The following is a 14,199-nucleotide window of genomic DNA, read 5'->3' on the forward strand; positions in this document are numbered from 1 at the left end:
TCGATTCTGTGCAACAGGCATGTTGCCTGAATCTGGAAAGCAACGTAGCGTTTCCATCGTCAGAAACAACGAACGAGCACGGGAGAGCACGATGCAGAAGTTCGACACCCCCGCCCCCATCTCCGCCGTCCTGGACATCCCCGCCGGACGCATCCAGTTCATCGCCGCAGACCGCGCCGACACCACCGTCGAGGTCCTGCCCGCCAACCCCTCCAAGAGCCGCGACACCAAGACCGCTGAGCAGACCACCGTCGCCTATGCCGACGGCGTCCTGCGGATCACGGCCTCGACCCCCAACAACCAGCTCTTCGGCCCCTCCGGATCCCTGGAGGTCACCGTCCAGCTGCCCGCCGGCTCCCGCATCGAGGCCAAGGCCGCCAGCGCCGAGCTCCGCGGCGTCGGACGCCTCGGAGACGTCGCCTTCGAAGGCGCGCACCGCCAGATCAAGATCGACGAGGCCGCGAGCGTCCGCCTCGCTGCGATCGACGGCGACGTCGAGGTCGGCCGGCTCAACGGTCCCGCGGAGATCAGCACCGCAAGGGGCGACATCCGGATCACCGAGGCCGTGCGCGGCACGGTCGTGCTCCGCACCCAGTCCGGCGACATTTCGGTCGCCGCCGCCGCCGGCGTCTCGGCCACCCTGGACGCCGGCACCGACTACGGCCGCGTCAGCAACGCCCTCAAGAACGATGGCACCGCCGAACTCGACATCCGCGCCACCACCTCCCACGGCGACATCACCGCCCGCAGCCTCTGAAAGAGCAGAACCAGGACTATCCGGCCGGGCCCACCGCGATCGAGATCCTGTCGGTCGTCGCCGAGGGCGCGGCCGTCCGTCCCGCGGAGCCTGCGATCCACGTGCAGGGCCCTGGAGAAGTCGTACAAGACGCCTAACGCGATCAGGTGGAACACATGACGAAGAACAGCACTTCCTCGACCAGTTCGAAGTGGACCGGCATGGTGCAGGTTGACGATACGGCCCTGGCCGTCACCGACACCGGCGGTCCCGGTATCCCTGTGGTCTACCTCAATGGCCAGTTCGCCACCCAGGGGTACTGGCGGCGGGTCATCGCTGAACTGGGGACGGGGTGGCGGCACATCACCTACGACGAGCGGGCCCGCGGCAAATCGGAGCGTTCGGCGGACTATTCCTTCGAGGCAGCCGTCCGGGACGTCGATGCCGTTCTCGCGGCCAGGGGTGTGGACCGGGCGCTGATGGTGGGCTGGTCCTACGGGGCGTTCGTCGGGGCGCACTGGGCCAGCCGGAATCCGGAGCGTGCCTTGGGCGCGGTACTGGTCGACGGCGCGTTCCCGTACGACTGGCTGGACGAGGCCATGGAGCAGCGGATCCGGAAGCTGTTCCGGCGGTTGGGCTGGTTCCTGCCGCTGCTGCGCCCGACGGGCCTGGCCCCGCGGATGACCGCCGAACAGCAGGCGAACAGCAACATCGAGCTCGGCAGGGTCTCCCGCGAGCGCGAGCTGGGCCCCGTGCTGGACAACATCACCGTCCCGGTGCGGTATGTGGTCGCTTCGGGGACGTCCTTCGGAAGCCGCGGTGATGAGCAGGAACGGATACGCACCAGCCTCGATACGGTGACCGCCCACAACCCGAACATCCAGATCGGCGCGAAGGTCGCCAGCAACCACGGTGCGATCCTCAAAAAAGACTTCCGGGCCATCGCCGAGGCCGTACGCGAGGTCGCCGCCCTCGATCGCGGGGGGCACTGAAGACACGGCCAGCGGACTGACGAAACTACACGTCCTCGCCACCATCGTCATCATCGTCCAGCCCGACCGCGTCCGGGCCGCGCAGGGGCCGCAGTCCTCCGCGCGGGACGGACGCGGTGAAGCTGTAGTGGCCGAGCACGTTGAGGTTGCGATGCTTGAGCGGGGGAGAGCCGGGCGACATCCTCGCCCGCCCGTGCAGGAACATGCGGAACCGCCGCGGCACCCTCGCGCCGTTGTTGGAGTGGATCATCGGGCGACAGTCCAGAAAGTCGGCGCGAAGGCATGGCCGGCCGGGGCGCCGGCGGAGCCGAAGCCGCTGAAGCTGACCCGGTATCAGCCGTCGGGGCCGCTCACCGTGCTGGGAAGGTCCCTTCCCAGGCGGGCGAGAGGGGACAGGGCCATGAACAGCGGAGACAGCGCCAGCATGACGGCGGTCAGCAACAGACTCCTGCGCAGCCCCAGCGCGCCGGCCAGATAGCCGCCGAGAAGAGAACCGAGTGGGGTCAGCCCCATGCCGGCGAAGTTGATCGTCGCCACGACCCGGGCCTGGATCGGGACGGGCGTGATGGCCTGGCGTACCGTCACGACGGTGACGTCGACCAGTTGGCTGAAGACGCCGAACAGGAAGTTGACCGCCATGAGCGCGGCAATCGTGACGGCGGAGGATCCGTGCAGCGCGGGGACGCAGAGCATCGCGCCATCGGCGAGCAACGCGGCGGACACCAGCACGACGCCGTAGCCGTACCGCGCCGGCAGCCTGGCCGATAGCAGCGAACCCACCAGCGCGCCCGGGCCCGTCGCCGCCAGCACGAGCCCGACAGCGGCGCCCGGCAGGTGCAGTGTGCGCGGCAGGAAGAGCAGGTAGATGGTCATGAGGGCGGCGAAGGAGAACTGGAAGAGGGCCGAGGAGATCCCCACAGCGCGCAATGAGGCGTCGCTGACGACGAGGTGAAGACCTTCGTGGATCTGCCGCCAGACGCGCGCCTGCCGTACGGCGGCCCGGGGCATCGGCTCGGGACGGCGGATCCGCCGGATCGACAGGAAGGACAAGGCGAAGAAGAACGCACTCACCACGATGGCGATAGGTGCGGTGAGGAGCGACACCAGCGCGCCGCCGATCGCGGGGCCGGTGATCTGTGCGGCGGATCTGCCGCCTTCGAGCGCGCTGTTGCCCTGGGCGAGCCGGCCGCGTTCCACCAGTCGTACGAGGGAGGTCTGGTAGGCCACGTCGAAGTACACGGTGAGAGCACCGACAAGGAAGGCCACCAGGACAATCAGCGGAATGTCGAGCATGTCGAGGAGGTAGACGACGGGCACGACGGCCAGCACCACGGTCCGGCCGAAGTCGGCCACCACCATCACCGTGCGGGAGCGCCGGCGGTCCACCCAGGCGCCGGCGAAGAGTGAGAGCAGCAGGATCGGCGCCTGCTGGACGGCGCGGAGGGCGCCGATCTGCTGGGTGTCGGCGCTGAGCGCGACCACGGCGATGAGCGGCAGGATGACCTGGCCGGCCTGGGCCCCCAGTTGGGAGGCGGTCTGGCCGATCCAGAGCCTGCGGAAGTCACCGTCCCGCCACAGGCTCGGCGCAGGTGAGACGGATGCCTTCATCGACGGCCTCGCACTGACGGGCGCGCGAGCACGGCAGGAGAAACGAACGGCACAGGGGTCCTTGAGTCGCTGAGAACGGTGCCCGTCCCGCAGGATCAGGGCAGGGGAAGGTGTGCTGTGCCGCAGTTCGGATGCAGCACGCGGTGACAGGTCAGGAGTGACCTGCAACGTCAGCGCGTGCTCGGTTGGCCGGGCATCTCAGCTCCTCGTAAGGATCATTCGCCGTTCGGAGCCTAGCCGCCGACCATCGTGTCTCGTTGAGCCTGGAGTTAGGTTTCTCGCCGGGACGTTGACTGCCAGTGGCGACGTAGCTGCCCGACTCGAGGTTCGCGCGGAGATTTCAAGCTCCTCGGTGATCCACTTGATCACGGGTCCCACTTGTGACTCCAGGTGTGGGCGTTCCAGATACAGGTGGGCGCGACAGTGCGGATCAGCTCGTCGAAGAAGCGATCCCGGCCCCGATCGTCCACGGCGATTGATCGCCAGTGTGGTGTTGCGATCAGTCACACTAGGGCAATGATCTGCGGGTATTCGGATGCGAAGACTGGTTGCGGTGAAAGCATCGAGGTGCAACAGCCCGCAAGGGAGCCGTCGTGCCTTGCAGGTCGAAGATCGAGCTGTACGCGGCCATCCGCCTGGTTCTCGCGCTGGCATAGCCGGCCTTCAGCCCGCCACACATTCATCGGCTGACATGATCCATGCCGAAGCGGACTGAGTTAGGGTGACCCGCGTGACCCTACGTGAGGTGGCCGCCGGCCGGTTTTCACGCCTGGTCGCACGTGCCCGGTCAGCCGCACTTGCCGGGAGGATGGGTGGGCGCCCCGCACCACTCGTCGAAGCGGCAGGTCTGCTGCTCGTGATCCTTCTCTTCTCGCGGCTTCATGCCGCAGTCGGGAGAGACGTCGCAGCCGCCACCGCCAACGCTCTGGCCCTGCAATCCATAGAACGGGCCCTCCACCTGGACATCGCACTGAGGGCGAACCAGTGGCTGACCGAGCATCCAGCCCTCATCCAGCCGGCGGTGTACTACTACCGCCTGTACTACCTCGCGATCATCGGTGTGCTGGTGTGGGTCTTCGTCCGGCACGCCGATGTCTACATCAAAGTCCGCCGGACCCTCGTCGCGATGGCCGTCCTCGTGCTGCCCGTTTACTGGGCGCTGCCCATGTCGCCCCCACGGTTCGCCCTACCGGGCGTCGTCGACATCATTGCCGAGCACGACATCCTGGGCGGCCATGCCTCACGAGAGATCCAGAACGGCCAGAACCTGTCGGCGATGCCCAGCATGCACGTGGGGTGGTCGTTGTGGTGCGCGTATGCCGTATGGTATGCGCTGCGGGCCTCCCATCCGCGACTGGCGTTGCTGTCCTGGATCTTTCCGCTGGGCATGGCGGCAGTCGTGCTCATCACGGGGAACCACTACGTGCTCGACATCGCCGGAAGCGCTGTGTTGCTGGTCTTCTCCATCGCTGTCGTATCAGCGTGGGGCCACCTCGCCGAGCGCCGACCTGCTCGGGATTGAGCGCCTGCGGACAGTCACAGGGAAACCGCTGCCGCCCGGGCGCGGGCGGAGTGTGACACAGAATTTGCATCATCTGGGTCTGCGGCCGTCCTCCGCCCCAGCTTGCCCTCCAGCGCTTCGGAGGTGACTCGGCAACGTTCCTTGTTCGTGCTGTGAGTGGATGGCGGCCAGGTGCTGAAGAGTGGAGCGTCCAGCCGGTCCCGTGCGGGTCGAGGGCGGCGGTAGCGGTCTTGAGCAGATACACGCCCGTGGGTCGCCGTCTGGATCTTCTCCTCAAACCGTGAACGGTCAGCGCTGGGAGACCCAGTGCAGCGACAGGTCCGTGGTCTTGCGCTCGGCCCTGATCTCCATCCACTCGCCGAGGATCGTGGCGTGGTCGATGACGACCAGGGCGCCCTGGTCGTCATAGGTCGCCCGTTCGCTGACGAAGACCGGGCTGCCCGCCGGGTGCTGCAGCCGCGCCGCGACCAGGGCGGTGAGCAGGGCCGGCCTGACCCGTTCAGTCGCCCGGTGCACTCGCGCGCCGACGTCGGCGAGCGCGGTGTACAGCGGGGTCTCGGCGAAATCGGTCCCCTTGATCGCCGAGGCGTGCGGCTCGACGATCCAGGAGATCTGGTGGACGGCGGGCCGGCCCAGCAGATGCCGTACGCGTGCCAGCCGGAGGGCCCGGCGGCCGGTCGGCGCGTCGCCCACCAGCCGGGTGAGCGAGCGCGGGGCCTGCCGGATCACGGCCGACAGCACCTCGGTCCGCAGGGGGTAACCCTGCCTGCGTAGGTCGTCGCCGAGACTGCGCAGCGTGTCGAGGGGGTACTCCGCACTGGCCGGCGTCACATAAGTGCCGCGGCCGGCCCGCTGGACGATCAGACCCTCGCCGCTGAGGACCTGCAACGCCTGCCGCAGCGTCATCATCGTCACGCCGTAGAAGGCGCTGAGCTCACGCTGCGCGGGCAACGCCTCGCCCGCGCGGTAGTGGCCCGACCTGATCTTGTGGGTCAGGTCGTCCGCGATGGCGCGGTAGCGGGGCGTACTGCTCATCTGGCTCCATGGTCGAGTGCGCGTCGAATGCTCGCCACATAGTCTCCCAGCTCGCGTGGCCGGGCGCCGTCGAGGAGCTTGCGCATCAGCGCCGAAGCCACCACGACGCCGTCCGCATGACCCGCCAGCTCGGCGGCCTGCGCCGGGTTGGAGACCCCGAAACCGAACAGGACCGGCCGGTCGGTGAGTCCCTTGAGCTCGCGGCCGAGCCGGACGGCCTGCTCGGGAATCTCGCCGCGCTCGCCGGTGGTGCCCATGCGGGTCAGGGCGTAGACGAAGCCCCGGCTGCGCTCGGTGATCTCGCGCAGTCTGGCCCGGGAGGAGGACGGGGCGGCGAGCAGCACGAGATCCAGGCCCTCGGCCGCCGCGGCGTCCGCCAGCTCTCCGACCTCCTCCAGGGGCGAGTCGGGCACGATCAGCCCCCGCAGCCCGCTCGCGGTGAGCGCCGCACAGAACTCCGCGGTGCTCTGCTGCACCACCAGATTGCTGTAGGTCATCGCGATGAGCGGCACGTCGACGTCGAGCGTCGCGACCTCCTCGAGGATCCCCTTGACCGTGGTCCCGGCCGCGATCGCCCGGTCGGAGGCCTCCTGGATCGTGACGCCGTCCAGCATGGGATCGGAGAAGGGGAAGCCCAGCTCGACGGCGTCGGCTCCGGCGTCAGCGTAGGCGTGGACGATGTCCGTCCACCCGGGGGTGACCCCGGCGGTGACATAGGGCACCAGCAGGAGACGCCCCGTGTCACGGCGTGCGATCAGGAATTCTTCCAGGGATTCGGTCACAGCAGCTCCTTGATGGAGGCGATGTCCTTGTCTCCCCTCCCGGAGAGAGTCAGCATCACGGTCGACCCCGGCGCGATCTCGCCGGACTTGGCGGCCCGGATCACCCAGGCCACGGCGTGCGAGGACTCCAGCGCGGCCAGGATCCCCTCGGTGCGGGCCAGGCACAGCAGCGCCTGGACGACCTCTTCGTCGTTCACGGTCTCGTAGCGGGCGCGCCCCCCGTCGCGTAGATGGGCGTGCTCGGGGCCGATCCCCGGATAGTCGAGGCCGGCCGCGACCGAATGGGCCTCCGTCACCTGCCCGTCCTCGTCCTGGAGGACCAGCGAGCGGAAGCCGTGCAGCACCCCGACCCTGCCGAAGGTCGCCGCCGCGCCGCCCTCGGCCTCGACCCCGATGAGCCGGGCAGTGGTGTCGACGAAGCCGGCGAACGTGCCCGCGGCGTTGGAGCCGCCGCCGACGCAGGCGACCACGTAGTCGGGCACACCGACGGGGAGTTCGGCGGCGCACTGGGCGCGGGCCTCCTCACCGATCACCCGCTGGAACTCGCGCACCATCCACGGATAGGGATGCGGGCCCATCACCGACCCGATGCAGTAGTAGGAGTTGTCCACCGACGACACCCAGTGCCGCATCGCCTCGTTGCAGGCGTCCTTGAGGGTGCGGCTCCCGGTCGTGACCGGCACGACCTCCGCGCCCAGCACGTTCATCCGCAGAACGTTGAGCTCCTGCCGTTCGATGTCGCGCTCGCCCATGAACACGGTCGCCTTAAGGCCCAGGAGCGCCGCGGCGGTGGCCGTTGCGACGCCGTGCTGGCCCGCGCCGGTCTCGGCCAGCAGCCGTTCCTTGCCCATCCGGTGAGCGAGCAGCGCCTGGCCGATCACATTGTTGATCTTGTGTGAGCCGGTGTGCGCGAGATCCTCGCGTTTGAGGAACAGGGTGATGCCGAGCTCATGGGAGAGCCGCCAGGCGGGGGTCAACGGAGTGGGGCGGCCGGCGTAGACCGCGAGCAGGGTGTCGAGCCTGCTGCGGAACTCGGGGTCGCTCCAGGCCTCACGGAACGCCGCCTCGATCTCGTGGCAGGCCGGGATCAGCGACTCCGGCACGTGCCGCCCGCCGTAGGTTCCGAACCGGCCGGTGGCGCCGGGGTCGTTCATCGCGCGGGTGGCGGCCGGCACCGTGACGCCCTGCCGACGGGACCAGGACATCTCGCCCATGATCGTCTTCTCTCTCTCGACTGTTCTAGAACAGTAGCCCAGGGCGCCGGTCGGCAAGCCCCGGATCCCGGGGCCCGGTAGCAATCGCGGAAATCCAACGAACCCGGGTCTGCAGGAACAGTCGGCCGAACGGGTCGTTTCAGTCGTAGACAGAGCCGCCCAGCCCGAACAGGACACCGCGACCGGACAGTCCGGTCAGGATGTCGTTGGCCTCGGCCATGTTGGCGGGCGAACCGGTCGAACTTGGTGACCGTGAACACCGACCGGTCCCAGACGGCGGCGAGGTGACCTGGCCGGGCCGCCTCATCGACGCCCTGCTGGCCGCGGCGCGCGGCGACATCCGGAAGGCGGCCGACACCGCCCGCGACATGGACGCCTGGGCCGCGCCGGGCTCATCGGCGCCTACGCCTGCCACATCCGCAGCCTCGCCGCCCTCGGCCAGGCCGACTTCGAGACAACCGGATCAACCTTCTCTGTGCCATCCGGAGAAGGCCGGTCAGCTGCGGCGCATTGTTGCCGTTTCGGCACGCATGGTTGGCACGGAGCGCCTGGTGCGGCCACGATGCACACATGAGGCTGACTACGATGACGCAGATCACCGTGGACGGTGTGATGCAGGGCAACGGTCACGCGACTCCCGAGGAACTGGCGAGCGGGTTCACGCGGGACGGCTGGGCGCTCGGGGCATTCGCCGATGACACTGGCGAGATGATCACCAGGACCTATCAGCGGGCGGATGCGTTCCTGTTCGGGCGGCGCACGTACGAGATGTTCGCCGAGACCTGGGGCACCCGGCCGGAGATGCAGGCGCACCCCATCGGGGTCGCGCTCAACGGGGCGCAGAAGTACGTCGCATCCAACAGTCTCGAGAAGCCGTCGTGGGGACCCGCCACGCTGCTGTCCGGGGATGCGACCGCGGCGATCAGGGAACTGAAGGAATCGTCATCGGGCGAGATCCAGGTACACGGGAGCGCAACCCTGATCCGCTCGCTGCTCGCCGCCGGCCTCGTCGACGAACTGACGCTGCTGGTCGTCCCCGTGCTTCTCGGACAGGGCATGCGGCTGTTTCCTGACGATGGGCCCGCCGCCGCGCTCGAGGTCATCAGCTCCTATACCGACGCAAGGGGCGCCGGCGTGCACGTGTACCGGCCGGCCGGACAACCGGAGTTCCACCCGGCGCGGCCGACGTAGACCGACCGGCGGCGTCCCCGCGCGATCGGCCCGCGCTGCCGGTCCTCCACCAGCTCGACCGGGCAGACCTCCACGGCCAGCCACTCGGCCAGCACCTTCTCGTCCGCGACAGTCGACGGCCGGAACCCCAGAGCCTCGCGGATCTGCTTGCGGTGGTACTCGGCAGTCCGGCCGGCATGGGCGAGCGCACTGTGGCGCAGCTTTGTGCAGCGTGTCCACGGCCCACCGGTCAGCTCAGCGGTGGCCTGCTCGAACAGCTCGGCGGCGCGGCGGTAGGACAGCCGGGCCCGGCAGGAGCCGGGGTCGACGTCGGCCGGCGGCAACGCAACGCGGGCGCGCCGGTCGGTGAGGAACACCGGGCCGGTGCGGCGCCCGTCCAGCAGGCGGGGCAGCAGCCGGGCGGTGGGCGTTTGCCAGACGATGACGTCGACCGCGCCACCCTTACGCCACACCTTGGCACGGCGGTTGCGCTGGTCGAGGTCGGCGATGTCGAGGGCCAGGACCTCCTGAGCCCGCGCCGCGCTTTCGTAGAGCAGCCGAAAAAGGTGCGCTCGCGCAAGACCAGGTTCCGCCGAGTGAGCAGGGCCTCGATCTGGACGCGGTCCAGGGCCCTGGTGCGGTCAGGGGTACGTGCCCGCCTGCGGATGCGGCGCAGCGGGTCACCGCTCAGCCAGTCCTGATCGCGCCACCAGGAGAGGCTGAGCGCAGCGCGTCCAGACGGGCGTTGAAGGTGCCTGCGGCCGCCTGGCCCCAGCGGGTCGGCGCCGGCCTCGCCTTCCAGGTGCATCAGCGGCGCCTGCTCGCCGAACTCGCCGAACTCGCCGACGAGCTCGCGCAGCGCGATCGCGTACGCCTTGGCCATGTTGTGGTTGCCGATCGTGGCCAGGAGCGCCTCGATGGCCGCGCCGAGAGCGGGCGCGCCCGGGCGGGGGATGCAGGGTCCACCCGAACGGGGGACGGCCGGCACGCCGACCGGGGTGGGACGGATCCTCAGATGACGCCAACTTCGGTGAGACGCACGTCAGTTCTCGTGAGAACAGGACACCAAGATCGTGCGCCTGCGGCACGCGGCCTGTACAGATAACTTGCGAGAATTAGCAATCTCCCAAGTTATCCGTCGTCTCAGCTGCGCAACGGATCGCTGTTTTCAGATTTCTATTTCCAGAAATCCAGAAAATCGCTACGATCATGGGCGTGACGATGCCTGTGGGGACGACGGCGTGTAAGCACTGCGGCGCGGTGATCGAGCAGCGAGCCGGGCGGGGGAGGCCGAAGGAGTACTGCCCCGAGGGCGACTGCCAGGCGGCGGCGAAGCGGGAGCGCGAGATGCGCCGAGCCACCCCGGGCCTCGAGGGCGCGCTGGCCCGGGTCGAGGACCTCTACGAGCGCATGGAGAAGGGCCTCGCGGCGGCCATCGCGCCGCTGGCCCAGGTGCTGTCGGAGGAGCTGAGCCCGGCCGGCGTGGAGGCGAAGCTGAGCGCGATCCAGGCCGAGGCGCACACCCGCGTCGCCATCGCCCGCACCGAGCGTGAGCAGGCCATGGAGCAGGTACGGCTGGCCCGCGCGGCGACGGAGGAGGCCAGGCGCGAGGCTGAGGACATGCGGCGCCTGGTCGAGGAGGCCAACGCGGAGCGGGACACGGCGTTCACCGACGCCGAGACGGCGCGCGAGCAGGCACTCGCCGCGCTGCGAGAGGCGGCCACCACCGAACGGCGGGCCCGGCAGGAGGCGGAGGAATCCCACCGGAGGGCCGCTTCGGCCGAGGCGGCCCGCGACCGGGCCACGCGCGAACTCGCCGAGCGGACGGAGAAGGCCGCCGCCGAGGTCGGCGAGGCGACGGCGCAAGCCGTACAGGCACGTCAGGAGCGGGACCGGGCACAGGCGGAGGCCGCGAGCGCCCGTGAGCAGGCCGAGCTGGCCCGGCGGGCACACCGCGAGGCCGAGCAGGCGAGCGCCGCCGCCGTGGCCCGCGCCCAGGCGGCCGAGGCGGAACGCGACCGCTCGGTGTCACGCGCCGAAACCGAACGGGACCGCGCCGTCGCGCTCGCCGAGGCCGAGCGTGATCGGGCGCTCGGCCGAGCGGAGGCGGCCGAGACGGCCCGCGCGGTGGCGGTCGCGGACGCGGCCCGGGCCACGGCCGAGGCGGCTCAGGCCGTGGCCCGGGAACAGGCCGCCGCCGACGAGGCGGAACGCGCGGCAGCCGAGGCCCGTACGGCTGCCGCGGCCCGGGAGCGGATCCAGGCGGAGCTGGCCCTGGAGCGCGCTCGCCTCGCCGACCTGCGGGCCCAGCTCGATGTGGCCAGAGGGGAGGCGGCCCAGCTCCGCGAGCGCGCGGTCACGGCCGAGTTGCGCCTGAACGACCGTATTTAGGCCGCCGACATCCGCCGCAGGACGCCGCTGCGATGCCAGTATCAACCGGCGTGAGTAGTCGAGGCACAGGAGGTCCCGGTGCCGACCCGAGCGGGCGGACCCCCGCCAGCCATACACGGGAAGATCACGCTGTGACTTTGGCCCCGACGCCCTCCGGCTGTGAATACGGGAGGGCTGCGGCCGATGCCGTCTCAGGCCTGTGCGGGGGATATCTCCCATGGCGCCTGTGGGAGGACGTCGCCGGTCTCAAGCAGCGACTTGAGGTTCGCCAACACGGCTGGCCATCCGTGCGAGACGCCGCTGTGCATCTCCTGGTTGGGGAGATTTTCGTGGGTCACGGTGAGGCGGACGATGTCCTGGTGTGGTTCGACGAGAAAGGTGACAACCGACGGTTCTCTTGGCGATTCGGCGTCGGGGGCGTCGTCGAAGGTGATGACCAGGCGCGTTGGGGGATCGGCCTTGATCACTCGACCGGCGACATCGACGACGCCTGATCCGTCGACGCGTTGGTGCTCCCAGGTCGAGCCCGGCTGCCAGTCCGAAACGTTGGCGTGTCCCCAGTAGCGCGCCGTCAGGTCTGCGTCCGTCAGGGCTTGCCACACCTGTTCCGCGCGTGCGCGGATGTAGGTGACATAGACGTAGGTCGGCACGGACGTGCGTCCGTTGGTCATGGCGTACTCCTCTGCCTGGTTCTTGATGGCACTGATCGCTTGCAGGCGGGGCTTGTCGAACCCCGAGATCCAGCGCTCCTCGATCTCGTGAATGGGTGTCGGGTTGAGGTAGTGAAGCCGTTCCCGTCCGCGTCGTACGACGGTCACGAGGTTGGCCCGCTCAAGGATGTCGAGATGCTGTGTCGCCGACTGGCGCGCCATGTCCAATCGTTCGCACAGCTCGCTCAGTGTCTGGCCGTTGTGCTCACGCAGACGGTCAAGCAGGAGTCGTCGGGTGGGGTCGGCCAGCGCTTTGAAGACCGAGTCCATCGCCCTCGCTTCGAGGCTCACGCCTCCATTATGCAGGTATTTGCCTGCCTAATGTCAATGACGATCGACTAAGTCGCAATCGCCTGTTTCGCAGGTGGCCTACGAAACAGGCGAGAGACGCGCCTAGATCGCCATGGCCACGGTTTCACCGGGTGACGGCCGCCCGGCGGGGCAGACGGCGCTTGCCGAGGACGGGCGAGTAGACGTGGCGGTAGCCCGCCCGGCGCTCGGCCCTCGCGGATGTACTCCTCCAGGGTGTGCCGTACGGCCGCGCCCGCGGGCAGCCAGTACGGCAGGCCCGCGCCGATCAGCGGGTCGGTGTCGAACAGGTCCAGCTCGCGGCCGAGCCTGCGGTGGTCGTGCCCGGCGGTCGCCGCGGTGTTCGCCGCACTGGTCGAGGCGGTGTGGAAGACGGTGGTCTCCATGGGTGGGTCTCCTCGCGATCTGGTGAGGCGAGTGACCCTGGCCGACGATGCCGACTGTACGGCGAAGCCCCGGGGCACTCGCCCCGGGGCTTCGGACAAAGACAGTCAGCGCGCCGGGACGAACTCCGGCGTCGTCGTCATGGCGGCGCGCTTCACGCGGGCAGACTAACAGACCTCCCACCCGCCCATGAGGGCCGGCGAATCAGGAGTCAGCGCAGCGCGCCGTAGAAGGCGCGCAGGTCGTCGGCGAGAACCTCCGGGACGATGTGGGCGGCGTAGTGCCCGCCCTTCTCGTACGACTTCCAGTGCACGATGTTCTTGTGGTCTCGCTCGGCGAACGTCCGCATGGAGACGAAGTCGCCGCCGAACATCGCCAGGCCGATCGGGACGGTCGTGGGCTCCGTGGGGTGCTCGGCGTGCGCGTCCTCGTAGTAGAACCGGGTCGCCGACGTCGCGGTGCCGGTCAGCCAGTAGAGCATCGTGTTGGTCAGGATGAAGTCGTCGTCGATGTCGACGGTGTCGCCGAACAGCTGCGAGTTCCACCCCAGCAGCCCGGCGGGCGAGTCGTAGATCGCGTACGACAGGGTCTGCGGCTGCTGAGAGTGCAGGATGTTGAACGACATCTTGTTGTCGTAGAACCACTGCAGGACTTCCAGGCCCTTCTTCTCCTCCTCGGTGATCTGTTCGAACTCGGCGGGGTCTCCGGAGGGGAAGGAGAAGATCTGTGTGACGTGCACGCCGACGACGTGCTCGGGATCGACCCGGCCCACCTCTGGTGAGACGAACGAGCCGCCGTCGTTGCCGGCCGCGCCGTAGCGGCCGTAGCCGAGCCGTCGCATGAGCTCGGCCCATGCTCTGGCGGTGCGGTACCGGTTCCAGCCCCTGCCCCTGGTCGGGCCGGAGAAGCCGAAGCCGGGAAGCGACGGGATCACGAGGTGGAACGCCTGCGCCGGGTCCTCGGGGTTGGTCAGCGGCTCGATGACCTTGAGGTACTCCACGATCGAGCCGGGCCACCCGTGGGTGAGGATCAGCGGCAGCGCGTCCTCATGCGGCGACCGGACGTGCAGGAAGTGGATGTTCTGCCCGTCGATCTCGGTCGTGTACTGCGGGTACCGGTTGAGCTCCGCCTCCTTGGACCGCCAGTCGTACCCGTCGCGCCAGTATTCGGCGAGCCTCTTCACGTACTCCACGGGAACCCCGTAGTCCCAGCCCGCTCCGGGGATCTCGTCCGGCCAGCGGGTATGGCCCAGCCGGTCGCGGAGGTCATCGAGGTCGGCCTGCGGAACGGCGATGCGGAAAGGGGTGATCAGCGGAGTGATTTCGGTGTTCTCGCTCATGACCACA

15 protein-coding genes are annotated in these 14,199 nt (G+C 69.1%); 5 read left to right on the plus strand and 10 right to left on the minus strand.

The features are described 5' to 3' along the window. Window positions 1–91 precede the first annotated feature (91 nt). Together N5079_RS22735 and N5079_RS22740 are read left to right on the plus strand one after the other, a co-directional pair. Window positions 92–757, plus strand: a complete 666-nt coding sequence (locus tag N5079_RS22735; protein WP_261585999.1) for a DUF4097 domain-containing protein — start codon at window positions 92–94, stop codon at window positions 755–757. A gap of 155 nt (window positions 758–912) precedes the next feature. Next, window positions 913–1,728 (plus strand): alpha/beta fold hydrolase, encoded by an 816-nt coding sequence (locus tag N5079_RS22740; RefSeq protein ID WP_261586000.1) that lies wholly within the window; start codon window positions 913–915, stop codon window positions 1,726–1,728. Between the two features lie 25 nt (window positions 1,729–1,753). Here the strand turns inward: N5079_RS22740 and N5079_RS22745 are convergent, their stop codons facing one another. Together N5079_RS22745 and N5079_RS22750 are read right to left on the minus strand one after the other, a co-directional pair. Further along, entirely contained in the window at window positions 1,754–1,978 is a 225-nt protein-coding gene (locus tag N5079_RS22745) for a hypothetical protein (RefSeq protein ID WP_261586001.1), read from the minus strand. An 83-nt stretch (window positions 1,979–2,061) separates the two neighbouring features. Beyond that, window positions 2,062–3,336, minus strand: a complete 1,275-nt coding sequence (locus tag N5079_RS22750; protein ID WP_261586002.1) for an MFS transporter — start codon at window positions 3,334–3,336, stop codon at window positions 2,062–2,064. Between the two features lie 721 nt (window positions 3,337–4,057). On the opposite strand from N5079_RS22750, the gene N5079_RS22755 reads away from it, so the two are divergent. Beyond that, window positions 4,058–4,858 carry a phosphatase PAP2 family protein gene (locus N5079_RS22755; RefSeq protein WP_261586003.1) on the plus strand — a complete coding sequence of 267 codons (801 nt, stop codon included), beginning with the start codon at window positions 4,058–4,060 and terminating at the stop codon, window positions 4,856–4,858. Window positions 4,859–5,146: 288 nt separating this feature from the next. On the opposite strand, the gene N5079_RS22760 is transcribed toward N5079_RS22755, so the two are convergent. The 4 genes from N5079_RS22760 to N5079_RS22775 all read right to left on the minus strand — a co-directional run bounded on the left by N5079_RS22760 (window position 5,147) and on the right by N5079_RS22775 (window position 8,304). After that, window positions 5,147–5,893, minus strand: coding sequence for a GntR family transcriptional regulator (locus N5079_RS22760; protein ID WP_261586004.1), 747 nt, complete (start codon window positions 5,891–5,893; stop codon window positions 5,147–5,149). Further along, a complete protein-coding gene (gene trpA, locus N5079_RS22765) occupies window positions 5,890–6,675 on the minus strand; it encodes a tryptophan synthase subunit alpha (protein ID WP_261586005.1) in 786 nt (261 codons plus the stop codon). The genes N5079_RS22760 and trpA overlap by 4 nt, the downstream gene beginning before the upstream one ends. Further along, window positions 6,672–7,889: a tryptophan synthase subunit beta gene (gene trpB, locus N5079_RS22770; protein ID WP_261586006.1), complete on the minus strand. Its 1,218-nt coding sequence runs from the start codon at window positions 7,887–7,889 to the stop codon at window positions 6,672–6,674. The genes trpA and trpB overlap by 4 nt, the downstream gene beginning before the upstream one ends. Before the next feature lie 139 nt (window positions 7,890–8,028). Next, a complete protein-coding gene (locus N5079_RS22775; protein WP_261586007.1) occupies window positions 8,029–8,304 on the minus strand; it encodes a hypothetical protein in 276 nt (91 codons plus the stop codon). 170 nt (window positions 8,305–8,474) lie between these two features. Here N5079_RS22775 and N5079_RS22780 point away from each other — a divergent pair, with 170 nt between their 5' ends. Next, complete coding sequence (locus N5079_RS22780; protein WP_261586008.1) at window positions 8,475–9,080, plus strand: dihydrofolate reductase family protein; 606 nt, start codon at window positions 8,475–8,477, stop codon at window positions 9,078–9,080. Here N5079_RS22780 and N5079_RS22785 read toward each other — a convergent pair. Then, window positions 8,999–9,532, minus strand: a complete 534-nt coding sequence (locus tag N5079_RS22785; protein WP_261586009.1) for a hypothetical protein — start codon at window positions 9,530–9,532, stop codon at window positions 8,999–9,001. The genes N5079_RS22780 and N5079_RS22785 overlap by 82 nt on opposite strands. A 748-nt stretch (window positions 9,533–10,280) precedes the next feature. Here N5079_RS22785 and N5079_RS22790 point away from each other — a divergent pair. Next, window positions 10,281–11,450: a hypothetical protein gene (locus tag N5079_RS22790; protein WP_261586143.1), complete on the plus strand. Its 1,170-nt coding sequence runs from the start codon at window positions 10,281–10,283 to the stop codon at window positions 11,448–11,450. Window positions 11,451–11,641: 191 nt separating this feature from the next. Here the strand turns inward: N5079_RS22790 and N5079_RS22795 are convergent, their stop codons facing one another. The 3 genes from N5079_RS22795 to N5079_RS22805 all read right to left on the minus strand — a co-directional run bounded on the left by N5079_RS22795 (window position 11,642) and on the right by N5079_RS22805 (window position 14,192). After that, window positions 11,642–12,451: an ArsR/SmtB family transcription factor gene (locus N5079_RS22795; protein WP_261586010.1), complete on the minus strand. Its 810-nt coding sequence runs from the start codon at window positions 12,449–12,451 to the stop codon at window positions 11,642–11,644. Window positions 12,452–12,498: 47 nt separating this feature from the next. Then, window positions 12,499–12,855 carry a hypothetical protein gene (locus N5079_RS22800; protein ID WP_261586011.1) on the minus strand — a complete coding sequence of 119 codons (357 nt, stop codon included), beginning with the start codon at window positions 12,853–12,855 and terminating at the stop codon, window positions 12,499–12,501. A 209-nt stretch (window positions 12,856–13,064) separates the two neighbouring features. Continuing rightward, complete coding sequence (locus tag N5079_RS22805; protein WP_261586012.1) at window positions 13,065–14,192, minus strand: epoxide hydrolase family protein; 1,128 nt, start codon at window positions 14,190–14,192, stop codon at window positions 13,065–13,067. Window positions 14,193–14,199 lie beyond the last annotated feature (7 nt).

This window comes from Planotetraspora sp. A-T 1434 (genome assembly GCF_025420585.1).
GTDB lineage: Bacteria > Actinomycetota > Actinomycetes > Streptosporangiales > Streptosporangiaceae > JAOEGB01.